Source organism: Ornithinimicrobium tianjinense, assembly GCF_014636495.1.
GTDB classification, from domain to species: Bacteria; Actinomycetota; Actinomycetes; order Actinomycetales; family Dermatophilaceae; genus Ornithinicoccus; species Ornithinicoccus tianjinensis.
Genome location: NZ_BMEM01000001.1, coordinates 716,016 through 733,993, shown reverse-complemented (window position 1 = coordinate 733,993; position 17,978 = coordinate 716,016). Strand labels below are relative to the sequence as shown.

At 71.8% G+C, this 17,978-nt stretch carries 21 protein-coding genes and 1 pseudogene; 4 read left to right on the top strand and 18 right to left on the bottom strand.

Annotation, left to right across the window (positions count from 1 at the left end; translation table 11 throughout):
* The first annotated feature begins 30 nt into the window (after nucleotides 1-30).
* Both IEV65_RS03455 and otnC read left to right on the top strand, forming a co-directional pair.
* On the top strand, nucleotides 31-1,431 hold the full coding sequence (locus IEV65_RS03455) for a GntP family permease (RefSeq protein ID WP_188428190.1): 1,401 nt from the start codon (nucleotides 31-33) through the stop codon (nucleotides 1,429-1,431).
* A 38-nt stretch (nucleotides 1,432-1,469) separates the two neighbouring features.
* The gene (gene otnC, locus IEV65_RS03450) at nucleotides 1,470-2,087 is read left to right on the top strand and encodes a 3-oxo-tetronate 4-phosphate decarboxylase (protein ID WP_188428189.1); all 618 of its coding nucleotides are present in this window, start codon (nucleotides 1,470-1,472) and stop codon (nucleotides 2,085-2,087) included.
* A 24-nt stretch (nucleotides 2,088-2,111) separates the two neighbouring features.
* On the opposite strand, the gene murI is transcribed toward otnC, so the two are convergent.
* From murI to IEV65_RS15550, 6 genes and pseudogenes are all read right to left on the bottom strand, one after another.
* Nucleotides 2,112-2,930, bottom strand: a complete 819-nt coding sequence (gene murI, locus IEV65_RS03445) for a glutamate racemase (protein WP_188428188.1) — start codon at nucleotides 2,928-2,930, stop codon at nucleotides 2,112-2,114.
* Between the two features lie 7 nt (nucleotides 2,931-2,937).
* Nucleotides 2,938-3,732, bottom strand: a complete 795-nt coding sequence (locus IEV65_RS03440) for a fumarylacetoacetate hydrolase family protein (protein WP_188428187.1) — start codon at nucleotides 3,730-3,732, stop codon at nucleotides 2,938-2,940.
* 81 nt (nucleotides 3,733-3,813) lie between these two features.
* The gene (locus IEV65_RS03435) at nucleotides 3,814-4,599 is read right to left on the bottom strand and encodes an RNA polymerase sigma factor (RefSeq protein WP_308642547.1); all 786 of its coding nucleotides are present in this window, start codon (nucleotides 4,597-4,599) and stop codon (nucleotides 3,814-3,816) included.
* Nucleotides 4,600-4,664: 65 nt separating this feature from the next.
* Nucleotides 4,665-4,835 (bottom strand): annotated as a pseudogene (locus IEV65_RS15900) (sigma factor); the annotation flags it as partial.
* A 29-nt stretch (nucleotides 4,836-4,864) separates the two neighbouring features.
* Nucleotides 4,865-5,233, bottom strand: a complete 369-nt coding sequence (locus IEV65_RS03430; RefSeq protein WP_229735050.1) for a YciI family protein — start codon at nucleotides 5,231-5,233, stop codon at nucleotides 4,865-4,867.
* Between the two features lie 12 nt (nucleotides 5,234-5,245).
* Complete coding sequence (locus tag IEV65_RS15550) at nucleotides 5,246-5,362, bottom strand: hypothetical protein (RefSeq protein WP_229734845.1); 117 nt, start codon at nucleotides 5,360-5,362, stop codon at nucleotides 5,246-5,248.
* 434 nt (nucleotides 5,363-5,796) lie between these two features.
* On the opposite strand from IEV65_RS15550, the gene IEV65_RS03420 reads away from it, so the two are divergent.
* A complete protein-coding gene (locus tag IEV65_RS03420) occupies nucleotides 5,797-6,663 on the top strand; it encodes a 3-methyladenine DNA glycosylase (RefSeq protein ID WP_188428185.1) in 867 nt (288 codons plus the stop codon).
* 3 nt (nucleotides 6,664-6,666) lie between these two features.
* Here IEV65_RS03420 and IEV65_RS03415 read toward each other — a convergent pair whose 3' ends face one another.
* From IEV65_RS03415 to IEV65_RS15895, 12 genes are all read right to left on the bottom strand, one after another.
* Nucleotides 6,667-7,767: a branched-chain amino acid aminotransferase gene (locus IEV65_RS03415; protein ID WP_188428184.1), complete on the bottom strand. Its 1,101-nt coding sequence runs from the start codon at nucleotides 7,765-7,767 to the stop codon at nucleotides 6,667-6,669.
* A 57-nt stretch (nucleotides 7,768-7,824) separates the two neighbouring features.
* Nucleotides 7,825-8,706, bottom strand: a complete 882-nt coding sequence (locus tag IEV65_RS03410) for an NAD(P)-binding domain-containing protein (RefSeq protein WP_188428183.1) — start codon at nucleotides 8,704-8,706, stop codon at nucleotides 7,825-7,827.
* Between the two features lie 25 nt (nucleotides 8,707-8,731).
* Nucleotides 8,732-9,556 carry an ABC transporter permease gene (locus IEV65_RS03405; protein WP_188428182.1) on the bottom strand — a complete coding sequence of 275 codons (825 nt, stop codon included), beginning with the start codon at nucleotides 9,554-9,556 and terminating at the stop codon, nucleotides 8,732-8,734.
* Complete coding sequence (locus IEV65_RS03400) at nucleotides 9,553-10,425, bottom strand: ABC transporter permease (protein WP_229734843.1); 873 nt, start codon at nucleotides 10,423-10,425, stop codon at nucleotides 9,553-9,555. Before IEV65_RS03400 ends, IEV65_RS03405 begins: the two co-directional genes overlap by 4 nt.
* On the bottom strand, nucleotides 10,418-11,332 hold the full coding sequence (locus tag IEV65_RS03395) for an ABC transporter ATP-binding protein (RefSeq protein WP_229734841.1): 915 nt from the start codon (nucleotides 11,330-11,332) through the stop codon (nucleotides 10,418-10,420). Before IEV65_RS03395 ends, IEV65_RS03400 begins: the two co-directional genes overlap by 8 nt.
* A 105-nt stretch (nucleotides 11,333-11,437) precedes the next feature.
* Nucleotides 11,438-11,962: a SixA phosphatase family protein gene (locus tag IEV65_RS03390; RefSeq protein ID WP_188428180.1), complete on the bottom strand. Its 525-nt coding sequence runs from the start codon at nucleotides 11,960-11,962 to the stop codon at nucleotides 11,438-11,440.
* Between the two features lie 173 nt (nucleotides 11,963-12,135).
* Entirely contained in the window at nucleotides 12,136-13,083 is a 948-nt protein-coding gene (locus IEV65_RS03385; RefSeq protein ID WP_188428179.1) for a 2-hydroxyacid dehydrogenase, read from the bottom strand.
* A gap of 58 nt (nucleotides 13,084-13,141) precedes the next feature.
* Complete coding sequence (gene gatB, locus IEV65_RS03380) at nucleotides 13,142-14,674, bottom strand: Asp-tRNA(Asn)/Glu-tRNA(Gln) amidotransferase subunit GatB (protein ID WP_188428178.1); 1,533 nt, start codon at nucleotides 14,672-14,674, stop codon at nucleotides 13,142-13,144.
* The gene (gatA, locus tag IEV65_RS03375) at nucleotides 14,671-16,185 is read right to left on the bottom strand and encodes an Asp-tRNA(Asn)/Glu-tRNA(Gln) amidotransferase subunit GatA (protein WP_188428177.1); all 1,515 of its coding nucleotides are present in this window, start codon (nucleotides 16,183-16,185) and stop codon (nucleotides 14,671-14,673) included. Before gatA ends, gatB begins: the two co-directional genes overlap by 4 nt.
* 5 nt (nucleotides 16,186-16,190) lie before the next feature.
* A complete protein-coding gene (gatC, locus tag IEV65_RS03370) occupies nucleotides 16,191-16,487 on the bottom strand; it encodes an Asp-tRNA(Asn)/Glu-tRNA(Gln) amidotransferase subunit GatC (protein ID WP_188428176.1) in 297 nt (98 codons plus the stop codon).
* 73 nt (nucleotides 16,488-16,560) lie between these two features.
* Nucleotides 16,561-16,947 carry a DUF488 domain-containing protein gene (locus IEV65_RS03365; RefSeq protein WP_188428175.1) on the bottom strand — a complete coding sequence of 129 codons (387 nt, stop codon included), beginning with the start codon at nucleotides 16,945-16,947 and terminating at the stop codon, nucleotides 16,561-16,563.
* Nucleotides 16,944-17,366 carry a glutaredoxin domain-containing protein gene (locus tag IEV65_RS15895; RefSeq protein ID WP_188428174.1) on the bottom strand — a complete coding sequence of 141 codons (423 nt, stop codon included), beginning with the start codon at nucleotides 17,364-17,366 and terminating at the stop codon, nucleotides 16,944-16,946. The genes IEV65_RS03365 and IEV65_RS15895 overlap by 4 nt, the downstream gene beginning before the upstream one ends.
* A gap of 179 nt (nucleotides 17,367-17,545) precedes the next feature.
* Here IEV65_RS15895 and IEV65_RS03355 point away from each other — a divergent pair.
* A partial coding sequence (locus tag IEV65_RS03355) for a hypothetical protein (RefSeq protein ID WP_188428173.1) occupies nucleotides 17,546-17,978 on the top strand: 433 nt, incomplete at its 3' end.

Genomic DNA, 17,978 nt, shown 5'->3' with positions numbered 1-17,978 from the left:
CCCCACCACCCTGAAAGCAGACCTCCTCCCATGAACGAAACCGTCACCACGATCGGGCCGAGCGCCGTCGTCGGCCTCGTCGCCGCGATCGCGGTCCTGGTGTTCCTGGTGCTCCGCACCAAGGTGCACGCGCTCCTCGCCCTGATCGTCGCCGCGTCGATCGCCGGCCTCTCGGCCGGCATGACGCCCGACGCGGCCATCAAGTCCATCACCTCGGGGTTCGGCTCGACCCTCGGCACCATCGGCCTCGTCGTCGGGTTCGGCGTCATGATGGGCCGCCTGCTCGAGATCTCCGGGGCCGCCGAGAAGCTGGCCATCACGCTGATCCGCTGGCTGGGGACCAAGCGGGAGGAGTGGGCGCTGGCGGTCGCCGGCTACATCATCTCGATCCCGATCTTCGTCGACAGCGCCTTCGTCATCCTCAACCCGCTGGTCAAGTCGCTGAGCCGCACGGCCGGCCGGTCGGTGCTGACCCTGGGGATCGCCCTGGCCGGAGGCATGGTGCTCACCCACCACGCCGTCCCGCCCACGCCCGGCCCGCTCGGTGCCGCCGGCATCTTCGGCGTCAACATCGGCGACATGATCGTCTACGGCCTGCTGCTCACGATCCCGGCACTGTTCACCGTCACGATCTACGCGCGCGTCATGGGCCCGAAGATCGAGGCGATGATCGAGCGCGACACCGGCGACGCGCTCACGGCCTCCGACGCCTTCAGCGAGTTCAGCGCGCTGGCAGACGAGCGTGAGAAGGAGCTGCCCTCCCTGCTGATGTCGCTCCTGCCGATCCTCGTCCCCATCGTGCTGATCTTCCTCAACACGGGCATCAACGGCATCGCCACCGCCGACGAGGGTGCGCTGCCCGCGATCGTCGTCAGCACCGCGGCCTTCATCGGCAACCCGGTCATCGCCGTGCTCATCGGCGTGCTGCTCGCCATCTACGGCGTGTCCCGCCGCCTGAGCCGCCACGACGCGCTGGCCCAGATGGAGAAGGGCATCGACACCGCGGGCATCATCCTGCTCGTGACCGGTGCCGGTGGTGCGCTCGGCGCGGTGCTGCGCGACAGCGGCGTGGGTCAGGCGATCGGCGAGTGGGTGGCCGACCTGCCGCTGCCGGTCATGCTGATCCCGTTCCTCATCGCGACGATGGTGCGCCTGGTCCAGGGCAGCGGCACGGTGGCCATCATCACCTCCGCGTCCCTCTCCGCGCCGATCCTCGCCGAGATCCCGGACGTCAACATGGTGCTCGCCGCGCAGGCGGCCACGCTCGGCGCGATGATCTTCAGCTACTTCAACGACAGCCTCTTCTGGGTCGTCAACAGGATGCTCGGGGTCAAGACCGTCAAGCACCAGATCCTGACGTGGTCGGTCCCGACCACGGTGGCCTGGGCGACGAGCCTCGTCACCATCCTCGTGGCCGACCTCATCGTCTGACCGACCGACCACTCCGCCACCCGACCGAAGGGGACCCGATGCACGAGACCGAGGCGCGGCAGCAGATCGTCGACCTGGCGGCGAGCCTGTTCCAGCGGGGCTTCTCCGTGGGCACGGCCGGCAACATCAGCGTGCGCCTGTCCAGCGGCTACCTGATGACGCCGACCAACTCCTCGCTGGGTCGGCTGGACGCCGACCGCCTGTCGCTGCTGGACGCCGACTGGCAGCATGTCGGCGGCGACAGGCCGTCCAAGGAGGTCGTCATGCACCGGGCGATGTACGACGCCCGGCCCGGGGCGCGAGCGATCGTGCACCTGCACTCGCCGCACGTCACGGCGCTGAGCTGCCTCCGGACGGGCGATGGCCCGCTCATCCCCCCGCTCACGCCGTACTTCGTGATGCGCCTCGGGCGCGAGGTCCCCCTCGTGCGCTACTACCGGCCGGGGGACCCGCAGATGGAGGCGGAGATCCGTGAGCAGGGTCGTCGCGGGGCTGCGCTCATCCTGAGCAACCACGGCAGCCTGGTCGCCGGGGACAGCCTGGAGGGCGCGGTCAACGCGGCCGAGGAGCTGGAGGTCACCGCCCAGCTCGCCCTGCTGCTCGAGGGTCGGGCGGTCCGTCCGCTCAGCGAGGACGAGGTGGCCGAGCTCCTCTGACGGCCCCCGACCTCGAGCGGCACGTCATACCCGCTCCTCCTCCCGCCCCACGAAGGCCCGGTGGACCTGGTCGACCTCCGGGCCCAGGAACCGCCGGGCCAGGAAGGTGAAGCCCTGGGGGTCGCCGGTGGTGAGCCACTGGTGGGTCGGCTCGTTGCCGGGAGGTGCGAGCAGCCCGCCGTCGGTGAGCGTCCGGAACAGCTCCGCGGCCGTGGCCGCCGAGCTGGTCACGAGCGAGACGTCCTCGCCCAGGACGTACTGCAGGGCAGAGGTCAGCAACGGGTAGTGCGTGCAGCCGAGGATGAGGGTGTCGATGCCCTGCTCCTGCAGCGGCGCGAGGTAGTCACGAGCGGTCTCGATCACCTCCGGACCGCTGGTGATGCCCGCCTCGACGAGCTCGACGAAGCGCGGGCACGGCTGGGAGAAGACCTGGACCGACGGCGGGGCGGCCACGAAGGCGTCCAGATAGGCGCGCGACTGGTGGGTCGCCGCGGTCGAGATCACCCCGATGCGGCCGGAGCGGGTCACGGACATGGCGCGCCGCACCGCGGGTCGGATGACCTCGACGACGGGCACGTCATACCGCTCCCGGGCGTCGGCGAGGACCGCCGCCGACGCGCTGTTGCAGGCGATGACCAGCGCCTTGACGCCGTGGTCCACCAGGCGGTCCAGGCACTCGAGGGCGAACTGGCGCACCTCGGCGATCGGACGTGGGCCGTAGGGCGTGCGGGCGGTGTCCCCCAGGTAGAGGATCGACTCCTGCGGCAGCTGGTCGAGGATCTCCCGCGCGACGGTGAGCCCGCCGTAGCCGGAGTCGAAGACCCCGATCGGGGCGTCGGTCATGCCCGGGTCAGCCCTCGCCGTTGGCCGCGTCGTCGGCGCTGACGAAGATGTTGGACAGCGAGCCGATCCCCTCGACCGCGACCTCGCAGCGCTGGCCGGGGGTGATCGGGCCGACGCCCGCCGGAGTGCCGGTGAGGAGGACGTCGCCGGGCAGGAGGGTGAACGCGGCCGAGGCGTGCGCGACGATCTCGGCGACGCCGAAGACCATGTCCGCGGTCGTGCCGTCCTGGCGGGGCTCGCCGTCGACGCTCGAGGTCACCCGCAGGTCGGAGACGTCGAGGTCGGTCTCGATCCAGGGACCGAGCGGGGTGAAGGTGTCCATCCCCTTGGCCCGGGCCCACTGCCCGTCGCCGCGCTGGAGGTCGCGCGCCGTGACGTCGTTGGCCACGGTGTAGCCGAAGATCACCGACCGCGCGTCCTCGGGCCGCACGTCCTTGCACATGCGCCCGATGACCACGGCCAGCTCCGCCTCGTAGGAGATCTCGTGGGCGAAGGTCGGGATGACGACGGGGTCGCCGGGGCCGCACACGGAGGTGTTGGGGATGAAGAACATCATCGGCTCGGCGGGGAGCTCGCTGCCCATCTCCTTGGCGTGGTCCGCGTAGTTGCGGCCGATCGCGACCACCTTGCTGCGCGGGATGACCGGGGCGAGCAGGCGCACGTCGGCCACCTCGAACGTCTCGCCGGTCAGCTCGATCCGGGTGTAGAGGGGGTCACCGGTGATCTCGGCGATCTTCTCCCCCGCACCGTCCACGAGTCCGAACCGGGGGTCGTCACCGGAGGTGAATCGGCAGATGCGCATGGGGACAAGGGTATGGCGTGCCCTCCTGCCCGACCGAACAGGCACTCCTGCCCGACCGAGCAGGCACTCCTGCCGGTCCGGTCAGCCGTCGGCGTGAGCCACGCACTCCGCGGCCCGCCGCTGCATCGTCTCCCGGTCGGCCGCGGAGCCGGCCAGCGCCGCCGCCCGGAGGAAGTCGTCACGTGCCGCAGCATGCTGGCCGGCTGCGCACTCCAGGTCGCCAGCCACAGCAGGCAGCAGGTGGTAGCTGCGCAGGGATGCCGCACCCCGCAGCGGTGTGACCACCTCGAGTCCCGCCTCGGGCCCGAAGGCACGCCCGACCGCGACGGCCCGGTTGAGCTCCACGACCGGTGAGGGCACGACCTGGACGAGTCCGTCGTAGAGGGCGGCGATGCGCTCCCAGTCGGTGTCCTCGGCGCGCGCCGCCCGGGCGTGACAGGGGGCGATCGCGGCCTGGAGGGCGTAGGGCCCGGCGTTGCCCCGCAGCGCCTCGACCCTGGAGAGCAGATCGAGCCCACGTCGCACCAGCAGCCGGTCCCACCGCGACCGGTCCTGGTCCTCGAGCAGGACCGGAGAGCCGTCCGGTGCGGTCCGCGCCGGCAGTCGCGACGACTGCAGCTCCATGAGCGCGAGCAGCCCCAGGGACTCGGGGTCACGCGGCGTGAGCTCGGCCAGCATCCGCCCCAGGCGCAGCGCCTCCGCGCACAGGTCGGTGCGCACCCACGCCTCTCCCGACGACGCGGCATACCCCTCGTTGAAGAGGAGATAGACCACCTCGCGCACGGCGTCGAGGCGCGCCGTGCGGTCCCCTGGGGCGGGCAGCTCGAACCGGACGCCAGCCCCCGCCAGCGTCCGCTTCGCCCGCACGATCCGCTGCGGATCCGGTCGATCGCCAGGAACCGCGACGTCGTCGCGAGCCAGGCCTCCGGCCTGTCCGGTATGCCGTCCCGGCGCCACTTCTCCAGTGCGGCGGCGAACGTGTCCTGGGCCAGCTCCTCGGCGCTGTCGAGGTCGCCGACGAGCCGGCCCAGGCGAGCGACGAGGCGAGGCGACTCGATGCGCCACAGGGCTGCGACGGCCGCGTCGACCGATGCCGCGCTCATCGGTGGGTCACCTCCTCGTCCTCCGGCGCTCAGCCCTGCTGGTCCGGCAGGGCCAGGTCGGCGTACTCGCCGACCTTGCGCACGTCGACGCGGTGCGTGCCGACGAGGAGGGCGAACCGTCGGGCGTGCTCGACGGCTTCCTCCAGGGAGTCCACCTCGAGGATCGCGAAGCCGGCGATCAGCTCCTTGGCCTTGGCGAACGGTCCGTCGATGACGCGGACGGACCCCTCGTCGCCGACCTCGATCCGGGCGCCCCTGCGGCTGCTGTGGACCCCCTCTCCGGTGAGGAAGACACCGGCGAGGGAGCCCTCACGCAGGTACTCACCGATCGCGGCCTGCTGCTCCGCCGACGTCACGACGCCGTCCTCGTTCTCCTGCGTCTGGTACTGCATGAGCATGTAGCGCACGGCTCAGGCCTCCGTCGGACCGTAGACCAGGTGCACCACTCCGGTGCCGAAGGTCGTGGACGACAGCAGCATGAGAGGCACCTGCTCACCGTCCCCGAAGAGCTTCTTGCCCTTGCCCACGACGACCGGGTGGACGAGCAGGTGGAGCTCGTCGAGTTCTCCAGTCGGCCGACTCCAGCGTGGAGGACACCACGAACTTGCGACCACCGTTCATCGCCGCCGTGAACGGGTCCTGCGGGTCGGCGGTCGCCCAGTAGGCGGCGAACTCGTCGTAGGTCTGGCGACCGAGCAGGGTCGCGGTGGCCCTGCCACATCTGCTCGCCGACCACCGCTCCCATCTCGTCGTCGAAGTACGGGAAGTGCCACTCCTCCGCGACTCGATGATGCCGTCGAGGGAGATGAACAGGCTGCTGCGGATGGAACCCTTGGTTCTGCCTTCCAGGTCGAGGCACCCCGTCGGCGCCTTCTGAACGGTATGCCGGACGGCGCCCCGACGGTTCGACACGACGACGCAAACTTTCTTGAGAAATTCCTCGGACCTACCCTGGGACATCGTGCAGATCCTCGACGAGCCGGTATGGCGTGCGCGCGCCGGCGCCCACGCGGCGGCGGTCGAGCAGCTCTCGGCCGACCGGCTGGCGCGTCGCGTCGAGGGTCGCACGCACCCGGTCGACGACTTCCTGTGGGAGTACTACGCCTTCCGTCCCGCCCAGCTCGCCCGCTGGCACCCGGGACCGCAGGTGGCTCTCGCGGGGGCGGCGGCCGAGCGGGAGGATTGGGCGTTCTACGCGACCGGCGCTGGCGCGGCATACCTGGACGCCGAGGGGTTCGCGCAGCGGCGCGGTCGGACGGTCGCCTTCGTGCGCGACCTGCTCATCGCCACCCTGTCGCGGCCCGGGCGGTTCGGCTGCTTCGGGCTGCACGAGTGGGCGATGGTCTACCGCGCCACGCCGGAGCAGGTACGGCACGGCGGCTGGCCGCTGCGCCTCGGGCCGGCCGGCACCGACGAGGTCGTGGAGTCGCACACGGTCGCCTGCTCGCACTTCGACGCCTACCGCTTCTTCACACCCGAGGCCACGCCACGCAACACGCTCACGCCGACACGCGAGCGACAGCTCGAGCTGGAGCAGCCGGGGTGCCTGCACGCCGGCATGGATCTCTACAAGTGGTGCTTCAAGCTCAGTCCCGCGGTGCCGAGCGACCTCACGCTGGACGCCTTCCGGCTGGCGCGCGACGTCCGCGAGCTCGACATGCGCGCCGCCCCCTACGACCTCCGCGAGCTCGGCTACGAGCCGGTGCGGATCGAGACGACCGAGGGCAAGGCGGAGTATGTCGAGGCGCAGCGCACCTTCACCGTCCGGTCCAACGACCTGCGGCGCCGGCTCCTGGACGCGCTCGCCGCCCTGCCCGAGGTGCCCTGAGGCTCAGACCAGCGGGTAGAGCCAGCCGTGGCGGTCCTCCGCGCGGCCGTACTGGATGTCGAGCAGCTCCTCGCGCAGGGACATCGTGACCTCGTGCGCCTCCGGCATGGCGAGCTCGCCGCCGTTCCAGGCCAGCCGGCCCACCGGCGAGATGACCGCCGCCGTGCCGCAGGCGAAGACCTCGGTGATCTCGCCGCTGGCGACGCCGTCACGCCACTCGTCGATCGAGAAGCGGCGCTCCTGGACGTCGTGGCCGCGCTCGCGGGCCAGCTCGACGAGCGAGCTGCGGGTGACGCCGGGCAGGATCGTGCCGGTGAGCTCGGGGGTGACGATGCGCCCGTCGGCGTAGACGAAGAAGAGGTTCATGCCGCCGAGCTCCTCGACGTAGGTGTGCTCCACCGCGTCGAGGAAGACCACCTGGTCGCAGCCGTGCTCGATGCCCTCGGCCTGCGAGGCGAGGGAGGCGGCGTAGTTGCCGCCGCACTTGGCCGCGCCCGTGCCGCCAGGAGCGGCCCGGACGTAGAGCTCGCTGACCCACAGGCTGACCGGCTTCAGGCCCCCGGCGAAGTAGGCACCCGCCGGGGAGGCGATGACCGAGAAGAGCACCTTGTTGCTGGGCCGCACCCCGAGCGCCGCCTCGGTCGCGATCATGAAGGGTCGCAGGTAGAGCGAGGTCTCGCCGCTGTCGGCCGAGGGCACCCAGGCCTGGTCGGTGCTGACCAGCTCCTTGACCGCGTCGAGGAAGACGGTCGGCGGGAGCTCGGGGAGGGCCAGACGACGGGCCGAGGCGTTGAGCCGCTCGGCGTTGCGCTCGGGACGGAAGGTCCAGACCGAGCCGTCCGCGTGGCGGTAGGCCTTCATGCCCTCGAAGATCTCCTGGCCGTAGTGGAAGACGGCGGCCGACGGGTCGAGCTGCAGGGGGCCGTAGGGCACCACGCGCGGGTCGTGCCAGCCCTCGCCCTTGTCCCAGTCCACCAGCACCATGTGGTCGGTGAAGTGGACACCGAAGCCGGGGTTGGCCAGCACGGCGGCGATCTGCTCGTCCGTGGCTCGGGCGGGGTTCTCGGTGCGGGCGAAGCTGGTCGACGTCGGCGTCTGGGTCATGGACCGAGCGTAGTCCGCCGCAGGGGGTGCTCCGCACCCGCCTCGGGTGACCTTGCGTCAGCGGATCCAGCTCATCATCGCCCGGACGCGCCGCCCCACGTGCTCGATCGGGTGCGCCGAGCGCTGGGCCGCGCGCCGGCTGGTGGCACCGGCGCCAGGGCCCTCCCCGGGGCGACCCTCCGGGCCGTACTGCGTGGCCAGACCGGCCGCGTGCACCTGGTCGACCCGGGTCTTCAGCTCGTGGACCACAGCGAGGTAGGCCACCTCCTCCTCGACGCCGCTCGCGACGAGCGTGTCGAAGGCCGCCTCCACGCTCGCCCACAGCGGGCGGTAGACGTGCGCCTCGGCATACCTCGCGGCGCGCGCCTCGTGGGCCAGCGTGGTGACGATCGCCCCCGAGCGCAGCGCGCCCATCGCGGCGGCGTATGCCGTGAGCGTCGCCCACGCCGCGCCGCTGCCGTCACGGGCCACCGCGACCAGGGCGGGGCAGCCACGGCCGTCGAGGTACTCCTCGCGCACCCGGTCACCGTCGCCGACCGCGCGCAGCATCGCCAGGTCCACGCCCTCCGCCACCGTGAGCACACCCGTCCGCACCGGCTCGCCGGTGGTCACGACGACGAGGTCACCGGGCTGGGTGTGCTCGTCGAGCAGGCGCTGGACCTCGGCGAGGTCCTCCTCGTCGTGCTGCCCCGGCTGGACCGGCACGAGCACGATGTCGCAGTGCTCGACCGCCTCCTCCGGCGTCACCACCGTGAGGCCCTCCATCTCGGCGCGTGCCGCCCCACGGCTGTCCGGGCTCGTCCCGACCCGGACGTCGACCCCGCTGTCGCGCAGGTTGAGGGCGTGGGCCGCGGCCAGCGCGTCGAACCCGAGCACCGCCACCTGCCGGTCCTGCAGGAGGGTCAGGTCGGCGGTGTCCGGGTCCAGCACTGAGGTCACGCCCCCACCCTATGCACCGATGCCGTCAGCGCAGGAAGAGCTTGCGCAGCCGCACGGTCGTGAGCCACAGGCCGAGGCCGGTCATCCCCACGAAGTAGAGGACGTGGACCAGCGTCATCCCGGTCAGGTGGCCGCCCGAGAGCTGCCGCATGAGCTCCACGCCGTGCCACAGCGGCATGGCCATGACGAACCACTGGATCGGCTCCGGGTAGACGCTGATCGGGTAGAGCGTCGCGGAGAAGAGGAACATCGGCAGCATCACGAAGTTGACGACGTCCATCTGCTGGAAGGTCGTCATGAAGCTCGTGACGCCCATCCCCAGGGCGGCGAAGCCAAAGGCGATGAGGACCGCGACCGGCACCATCGCCAGCGACCACCAGGACGTCACCAGACCCATGACCGCCAGCACCCCGAGGAAGCCGAGCGCGTAGACGAACCCGCGGAAGAGGGCCATGAGGATCTCGCCCAGCGCCACGTCGAGCGGGCCGAGACTGGTCTGCAGCATCGCCTGGTAGAGCTTGGCGAAGCGCAGCTTGAAGAAGACGTTCCACGTCGAGTCGTAGATCGCGCCGTTCATGGCCGACGTGGCCAGCAGCGCCGGCGCGATGTAGGCGGCGTAGGTGATCGGCTCCCCGCCAGGGCCGGAGACCTCGCCGACCAGCCCGCCCATGCCGATGCCCATCGCGAGCAGGTAGAACACCGGCTCGAAGAACCCGGAGACGAGGATCATCCAGTTCTGGTTCTTGATGACCTTGAACCCGCGCTCGAGCACGGCGCCGACGTTGCCGGACGTGAGCCCGGCGAGCGGCGCGGGTATGCCGGTGCGCCGGGTCTGGACGGATGTGGTCACTTGCGCAGCCTCCGGGTGTAGACGCGCACGGCCAGTGCCATGCCGAGGACGGTGAGGGCGACGAGGAAGGCCAGGTGGACGGCGACCATGGTCGCGGAGACGTCCGCGCCGTAGGAGGCCAGCCGGGCCAGCTGGGTGCCGTGCCAGACCGGCGAGATCCAGCCGATCCACTGCAGGTAGCCGGGCATCACGGACAGCGGGAAGAAGGTGCCGGCGAAGAGGAACATCGGCATGACCACGAACCGCTGGATGAAGGCGAACTGGAACCCCTCGTCCTCGATCGTGGCGGCATACGCCTGAAGGGGCGCGCCGAAGGCGGTGGCGCTCAGCACGCCCACGGGGATCACCAGCCAGCTCCAGCCCGAGGGCGCGGCCCCGAAGGCGAGCATCACCAGCCAGAAGACGAAGGACTGCACGAGGAAGCGGATGACCACCGCGGTCAGGTGACCGAGGGCCACCTGGCCGGGCTCCACGGCCGTGGCGACCGGTGCGTAGTAGAGGCGTTGCCACTTGAAGCCGGCCATGACCGGGTAGGTCATCTCGCCGGAGACCGACATGACGACCGTCGACACGAGGAGCGCGGGCGCGACGAAGGTGAGGTAGTCGACGCCGTCGACCGCGCCCGCCCCCTGGGACACCAGGGCACCCAGGCCGACGCCCATCGCGACCATGTAGAGCAGGGGCTGACCGACGGCGTAGCCGAGGATCGGCCAGAAGTAGGCGCGCATGCCACGCAGGACGGTCTCGGCGTAGTACCAGACACCGAAGCGGCGGGCCCGCGCAGCCATCTCGGCGTGCGAGGGTGCGGTGCCAGAGTAGGCGAGGCGGTTGGTGTCGACCTCCGCCGCGCGGGTCTGGGGCTCAGTCAATGAGCGACCTCCCGGTGAGCCGGAGGAAGACGTCCTCCAGCGAGGAACGGCGCACCAGCGAGGTGACCGGGTGCAGGCCGCGCCGGGAGATCTCCTCCAGAGCGCCCTCGCCGTCGTGCGTGTAGATGAGGATGCGGTCGGGCAGCACCTCGTTGCGCTCGCCGACGCCGTCGAGCTGGGCCACCACCTGCGCGTTGCGATCGGACCCGAACCGGACCTCCACCACCTCGCGCGTCGAGTGCTCCCGGATGAGCTGCTGGGGCGAGCCCTCGGCCATGATCCGCCCGCGGTCGACGACGATGAGCCGGTCGCAGAGCTGCTCGGCCTCGTCCATGAAGTGGGTGGTCACCACGAGCGTGGTGCCGGCCTCCTTGAGCCGGAACAGCCTGTCCCACAACACATGCCGAGCCTGCGGGTCGAGCCCGGTCGTGGGCTCGTCGAGCAGCAGGATCCGGGGCCCGTTGACCAGCCCGCGGGCGATGGTGAGCCGGCGCTTCATACCGCCGGAGAGGTCACCGACCTTCGCCGTCGCCTTGGCCTCGAGCTGGGCGAAGGCGAGCAGCTCCTCCGCCTTGGGCAGCAGGTAGGAGCGCGGCAGGCCGAAGTAGCGGCCGTACATGACGAGGTTGTCGCGCACGCGCAGCTCCTCGTCGAGATTGTCCTGCTGGGGTATGACGCCCAGGTGCGCCCTGACCTCGGGGCCGTGCTCGGCAGGGTCCATGCCGAGCACCTCCAGCGTGCCGCCGGAGCGGTCGAGCGTGCCGCCGATCATCCGCATCGTCGTTGACTTGCCTGCCCCGTTGGGGCCGAGGAGGCCGAAGCTCTCCCCCGGCGCCACCTCGAAGTCGATGCCGTCGACGGCGGCGAAGTCGCCGTAGCTCTTGCGCAGCCCCTCTGCCCTGATCACCGGTCCAGTCACGTTGATGAACCCTACGTCGGCGCACCGACATCCCCGACACCCTTTTCACGGACCCGGCCGTCGCTGCCCGGGCGGTGCTCCGCTCCGCTCAGCTCAGCCCAGCTCAGCCCGGGCGGTGTGCACCGCGGCGAGCCGCGCCATACCCTCCGCGAGGTCGGCCCACGGCGCGTCCACGACGAGGACGGCGGCCGTGGCCGTCGGGAAGTGGTCGCGCACGCCGGCGAGCGCCGGCCCGGACGAGGTCGTCGGGTCGGCCAGGGCCAGGGTGACCACGCTCATGGACGGCTCGTGCCCCACCACCCACAGCACACCCGCCTCGGGGTCGGCCTCGCGGACGGCGGAGAGCACACCCTCCGGCCCGTGGGTGTAGATGCCGCGGTCGGGCCACTGCTCGGCGTCCGAGGCGCCGGCCCCCTCGAGGACCCGGTCGGCGGTCTGGCGGGTCCGCGTGGCGGTCGAGACGAGGACCAGGTCGGGCGCGAGCTCCTCCTCGGCCAGCCAGCGCCCCAGCGCCTGGGCGTCGGCGACGCCACGCTCCGCGAGCTCGCGCTCGTGGTCGCCGTCAGGATGGATCTTCTCCGCCTTGGCGTGCCGGATCAGGACGAGCGTGCGGGTCATGCGCCTCACGCTAGCGCTGCCCCGCCCCGCCCCGCCAGGTCCTCAGCGGGTCAGCCTGTGCAGTCAAACCGGCACTTTCTCCGTGGAGAGGATCCTCTCCGCTCCCCCAGGGGGTCTGCTGCTCGGCATGCTCGAAAGTGCCGGTCTGAGTGCACGCCCCGCCGCGCCAGAAGTCAGCCCTCCGCGACGACGTGGTCGAGGCGGCCGTGGTCGCGGTATGCCGTGAGCTGCCGGCTCACGTAGGCCCCCATCCGCGGGTAGGCCGCCGGTGTGCCGCCGCCGACGTGCGGGCTGACCAGCACGCCGGGGGTCGAGAAGAAGGGGTGGCCGTCGGGCAGCGGCTCGGGGTCGGTGACGTCGACCGCGGCGCGCAGCCGGCCGCTGCCGCACTCGGCGAGCAGGGCCTCCGTGTCCACCACCGGGCCGCGCGCGACGTTGACGACGAGCGCGTCGTCGGGCAGCGCCGCGAGCACGTCGGCGTCGACCAGCCCACGGGTGCGCTCGCTGAGCGGGACGGCCACGACCAGCACGTGCGCGTCGGCGAGCAGCGACGGCAGCTCCTCGATGCCGTGCACGGCGTCGACATACTCGTCCCCCGCACGGGCCCGGCTCGCGACGGCGACCACCTCGGCCTCGCAGGCGAGCAGCCGTCGGGCCAGCGCCCGCCCGATGCCGCCGTAGCCGAGGATGACGACCCGCGAGTCGGCCAGCGCTCGTCGCTGGCCGATCGCCGTGGTGTCCCAGCGCCCCTCGCCCTGCGCCCGGACGTAGTCCGGGATGGCCCGCTGCGCGGCGAGGATCAGCGTCAGCGCCATCTCGGCGGTCGGGGTGTCGTGGACACCGACCGCGTTCGCCAGCTGCACGCCCTCCGGCACGAACGGCAGCGCGTGCTCGTAGCCCGCGCTGGCCAGGACCACCGCCCGGACGCCGGGGACCTCGCCCATGCGCTTGAGCCACGGGCGGCCGTAGAACGGCAGCACCAGCACGTCCACCTCGCGCCCGCCACCGGGGACGGTGGTGGCGTCGTGTCCGTCGTACGCCAGCACCTCGACCCCCTCCAGGGGGCCGAGGTGCGGCACGAACTCGGCGGGGACGGCGGCGACAGGTGAGGGGCTCGGCATACCCAGACGGTATGCCGAGCCCCTCACCGCAGCTGCAGCGCCCCTGCGGGGCGGGCGATCAGCCCTCGACGCCCAGCGTCGCGAGGATCAGCTCGCGCGCCTTGGCGGCGTCGGCCTGGCCGCGCATCTCCTTCATGACCTGGCCGATGAGCGCGCCGGCGGCCTGCACCTTGCCGCCCTTGATCTTCTCGGCGACGTCGGCGTTGGCCGCGATGACCTTGTCGACGGCGGCCTGGAGGGCACCGTCGTCCTGGACCAGCTCGAGGCCGCGGGCGTCGGCGACCTGGGTCGGGGTGCCCTCGCCGGCGACGACGCCGTCCATGACCTGGCGGGCCATCGAGTCGTTGAGGCGACCGCCGGTGACGAGCCCGTCGAGCTCGGCGATGTGGGCCGGGGTGACGCCGAGGTCAGTCACGGCGACGCCGTCGGCGTTGGCGCGGCGGGCCAGGTCGCCCGTCCACCACTTGCGGGCCGCGGCGGGAGACGCGCCGGCGGCGACGGTCTCCTCGATCACCTCGACTGCTCCGGCGTTGACCACGTCGCGCATCTCCAGGTCGGAGAAGCCCCACTCGCCCTGGAGCCGCTTGCGCCGCTCGGCCGGGTTCTCCGGGAGGGTCGCGCGCAGCCGCTCGACCTCCTCGCGGCTCGGGGCCACCGGCACCAGGTCCGGCTCGGGGAAGTAGCGGTAGTCGTCGGCGTCGGACTTGGGCCGACCGGCGGTGGTGATGCCGGTGTCCTCGTGCCAGTGGCGGGTCTCCTGGAAGACCTTCTCGCCGGCGTCGAGGACCGCCGCGTGGCGGGTGATCTCGTAGCGGACGGCGCGCTCGACGGAGCGGAGGCTGTTGACATTCTTGGTCTCGGTGCGGGTGCCGAGGACCTCCGACCCGATCGGCATGAGCGAGACGTTGGCGTCGCAGCGGATGTTGCCCTGCTCCATGCGGCCGTGGGTCACGTCGAGGGCCCGCAGCAGGTCGCGGAGGGCCGCGACGTAGGCACGCGCGACCTCGGGCGCCCGGTCGCCCGCGCCCACGAGGGGCTTGGTGACGATCTCGATCAGCGGGATGCCGGCACGGTTGTAGTCGACCACGGAGTAGTCCGCGCCGTGGATCCGGCCCGTGGCGCCGCCGACGTGCGTGGACTTGCCGGTGTCCTCCTCCATGTGCGCCCGCTCGATCTCGACCCGGAAGGTGAAGGGCGGCTCACCTGCCTCGTTGGCCGGGACCTCGACGTCGAGCCATCCGTCGAAGGCGATGGGCTCGTCATACTGGCTGGTCTGGAAGTTCTTCGGCATGTCCGGGTAGAAGTAGTTCTTCCGGGCGAAGCGGCACCACTCGGCGATCCGGCAGTTGAGCGCCAGACCGATCCGGATCGCCGACTCGACGGCGGTCCGGTTCACGACCGGCAGCGCGCCCGGGAGGCCGAGGCAGACCGGGCAGGTCTGGGTGTTCGGCTCGGCGCCGAACTCGGTCGCGCAGCCGCAGAACATCTTGGTCGCCGTGCTGAGCTCGACGTGGACCTCCAGGCCCATGACCGGCTCGTAGCGGGTGAGGGCGTCCGCATAGGGGACGGTGCGGTCGGTCGTCGCGGTCATGCCTGCACCTCGATCTCGGGAGCCTTCTCGAAGACGTAGCCGCCCTGGGCCTCGGCGAGGCGGGCCTCCAGGGCCGCGCCCACGGCATACAGGCGCTGGTCCTCCATCGCCGGGGCGAGGAGCTGGAAGCCGACGGGCAGGCCGTCCTCGTCCGCGACACCGGACGGGATCGACATGCCCGGGACGCCGGCGAGGTTGGCGGGGATGGTGGCGATGTCGTTGAGGTACATCGCCATGGGGTCGTCCAGCTTGTCGCCGATCCGGAAGGCGGTCGTGGGCGTGGTCGGGCTGACCAGCACGTCGGCCTGCTCGAACGCGGCGGTGAAGTCGCCGGCGATCAGCGTGCGGACCTTCTGGGCCTGGCCGTAGTAGGCGTCGTAGTAGCCGCTGGACAGCGCGTAGGTGCCTAGGATGATGCGGCGCTTGACCTCGTCGCCGAAGGCGGCGTCACGGCTGGCGGCCATCACCTGCTCGGCGCTCGGGCTGCCCTCCGGCGTGGTGCGGGAGCCGTAGCGCATCGCGTCGTAGCGGGCGAGGTTGGAGCTCGCCTCGGACGGCTGGATGAGGTAGTAGGCCGCCATGGCGTGGACGAAGTGGGGGCAGGAGACCTCGACGACCTGGGCCCCGAGGTCGCGCAGGTGCTGCAGCGCCTCCTCGAAGCACCGGCTGACGCCCTCCTGGTAGCCCTCGCGGGCGATCTCCTTGACGACGCCGACGCGCAGACCCGTGAGGTCACGGGTGCCGGTGGCGGCGGCGACGACGGGCGGCACCGGGGCGTCGATGGAGGTCGAGTCCATCGGGTCGTGCCCGGCCAGCACCTCGTGGAGCAGCGCCGCGTCGGCGACCGTGCGCGCGCACGGACCGATCTGGTCCAGGCTCGAGGCGAGGGCGATGATGCCGTAGCGGCTCACCGCGCCATAGGTGGGCTTGACGCCGACCGAGCCGGTGACGGCGGCCGGCTGGCGGATCGAGCCGCCGGTGTCCGAACCGATCGCCAGCGGCGCGAGGTATGCCGCGACCGCCGCGCTCGACCCGCCGCCGGAACCGCCGGGGATCCGCTCGAGGTCCCACGGGTTGCGGGTGGGGCCGAAGGCGGAGTGCTCGGTGGAGGAGCCCATCGCGAACTCGTCCATGTTGGTCTTGCCGAGGATCGGCATCCGCGCGTCCTTCAGGCGCGTGACGATCGTCGCGTCGTAGGGCGGGACGAAGTGCTCGAGCATGCGCGAGCCGGCGGTCGTGGGCAGGCCCCGCGTGCAGGCGATGTCCTTGACCGCGACGGGGACGCCGGCCAGGCGGGGCAGGTCCTCGCCCGCTGCGCGGGCCGCGTCGACGTTCGCCGCGGTCGCGAGGGCGCCCTCTGCGTCGACCAGCAGGTAGGCGTTGAGGCTGGGGTTGAGACGCTCGATCCGGTCCAGGTGGGCCTGGGTCAGCTCGACCGAGGTGAACTCCCCCGCAGCCAGGCCGTCGGCCATCTGGAGCGCGGTGAGGCGGGTCAGGTCGCGTGCGGTCATCTCGCTCACTCCTCGTCCAGGATCCGCGGGACGCCGAAGCGGCCGCCCTCGGGGTCGGGCGCGTTGGCCAGCGCCTGCTGCTGGGTCAGGCTCGGGCGCACCTCGTCGGGGCGCGTCACGTTGACCAGGGGCAGGGGGTGGGACATCGGGGGCACGTCGGCGGCGGCGACCTCGTTGATCTGGCCGACCCAGTCGACGATCTGGTCGAGCTGGCCGGCGAGGCGGTCGAGCTCGTGGTCCTCGAGCTGGATGCGCGCCAGCATGGCGACGTGCGCGACGTCGTCGCGCGAGAGGTTGGACATGCGGGCCAGTCTAGGTGCCTGGGGCGACAGCCCCGACGCTCCCACCGATGAGCCGGGCGCTCGCCCGGACGGCTCAGCGCAGCCGTCGGCGGAGAACCTCAGCCAGGATCTGCGCGTGGTTGTGCTCGACGTCCCTCACGCCGAAGAGCAGGGTGACCTCCTGCTCGCCCCGCAGCTGCTCCACCAGCTGCCCGAGTGCGTCGGCGGACTCGGCGGACAGCTCTTCGCGGTACCGGCGGACGAACTCGTCGAAGCGCTCCGACTGCTCCTGCCCGGTCAGGCCGTGGAACCACGTCCGCAGCTTCGTGCTCGGCGCGACGTCCTTGGCCCAGAGATCGTGGCGCAGCGCCTCCTTGCGGACGCCGCGCGGCCAGAGCCGGTCGACGAGCACGACATACCCCTGCGTGCCCTCCGGGTCGTGGACGTGGTCGTGGACCCGGCGCGTCCGCACCGTCGTCATGCGGTGAGCCCGGCGCGGACGGTCTCGGCGTCGGGGTTGGTGTGGGGTATGCCGTCGATCACGACGGTCGGGACCGTCTCGTTGCCGTCGTTGGCGCTGCGCACGAACGCCGCCGCCTCCTCGTCCTGCCAGATGTTGACCCAGGTCGCCCTTCCGGCGTCCTCGCCGAGGACGTGCCGGAGCCGCTGGCAGTAACCGCAGCCGGGTCGCCAGTAGACGACCACGGGACGCTCGGACTCGGGCATGGCAAGAACCTCCTGGTGGGTGATGGTGCGGCCGCCCCGCCACGGCGCCGTCCACCACACGAGGGCGAGCCCGCCCACGGCATAGGCGGCAGCGAACAGGTAGTCGCCCTGCCAGACGGAGGTGCTGACGACGACCACCACCACGGCGAGGAGGACGATCCAGAGTCGGCGCATGTCTTTCAGTTTCCTCCTTCATGGATCGCCAGTCACCAGTAGCCCTCTCCCGCGCGTCTGTGCTGGTCAGGGGCGTGGGGTGGGTATGTCGGTGGTGCCTGGTTGAGTGGGGTCATGGAGATGAGGGGCGAGCGAACCAGGGGCGGCAGAGCTCCGGGCGGCGGAGGAGGGGTTGGCAGATGAGCAGCGGGGCGCGTGCGGTGGAGGCGTGGGAGGAGTTCGTGGGCGGGCCGGTCAGTGATGAGCAGGTCGCGTTCGCGCTGGGGGTGTTCGCCGAGCAGGAGGCGCTGTTCGGTGAGGACCCGCAGGAGGGGGACGCGGAGTACTGGCTGCTGCTGGCCGAGGCCGAGGAGACCCTGGCCCTGGAGCGGCAGGAGCCGGCCGGGTGGGCCGGGGAGGAGCTGGACCGGGGCCTGCAGGCCGCGGTCCGCGGCCTGGACCGCGCCGCCGGCCTCGGTGGTGCCGGCCGTGGTGGTGCCGAGGGCGGGGTGGTGGACCCGGCGGGTCTGGTGCACGTCTTCGACGCCGGGGTCGTGGACGCCCTGGGGGTGGCCGGGGCGTTGCGCACGGTCCTGGACGGGCTGACCTTCGCCCTGGTCGCCGAGGCCCGCG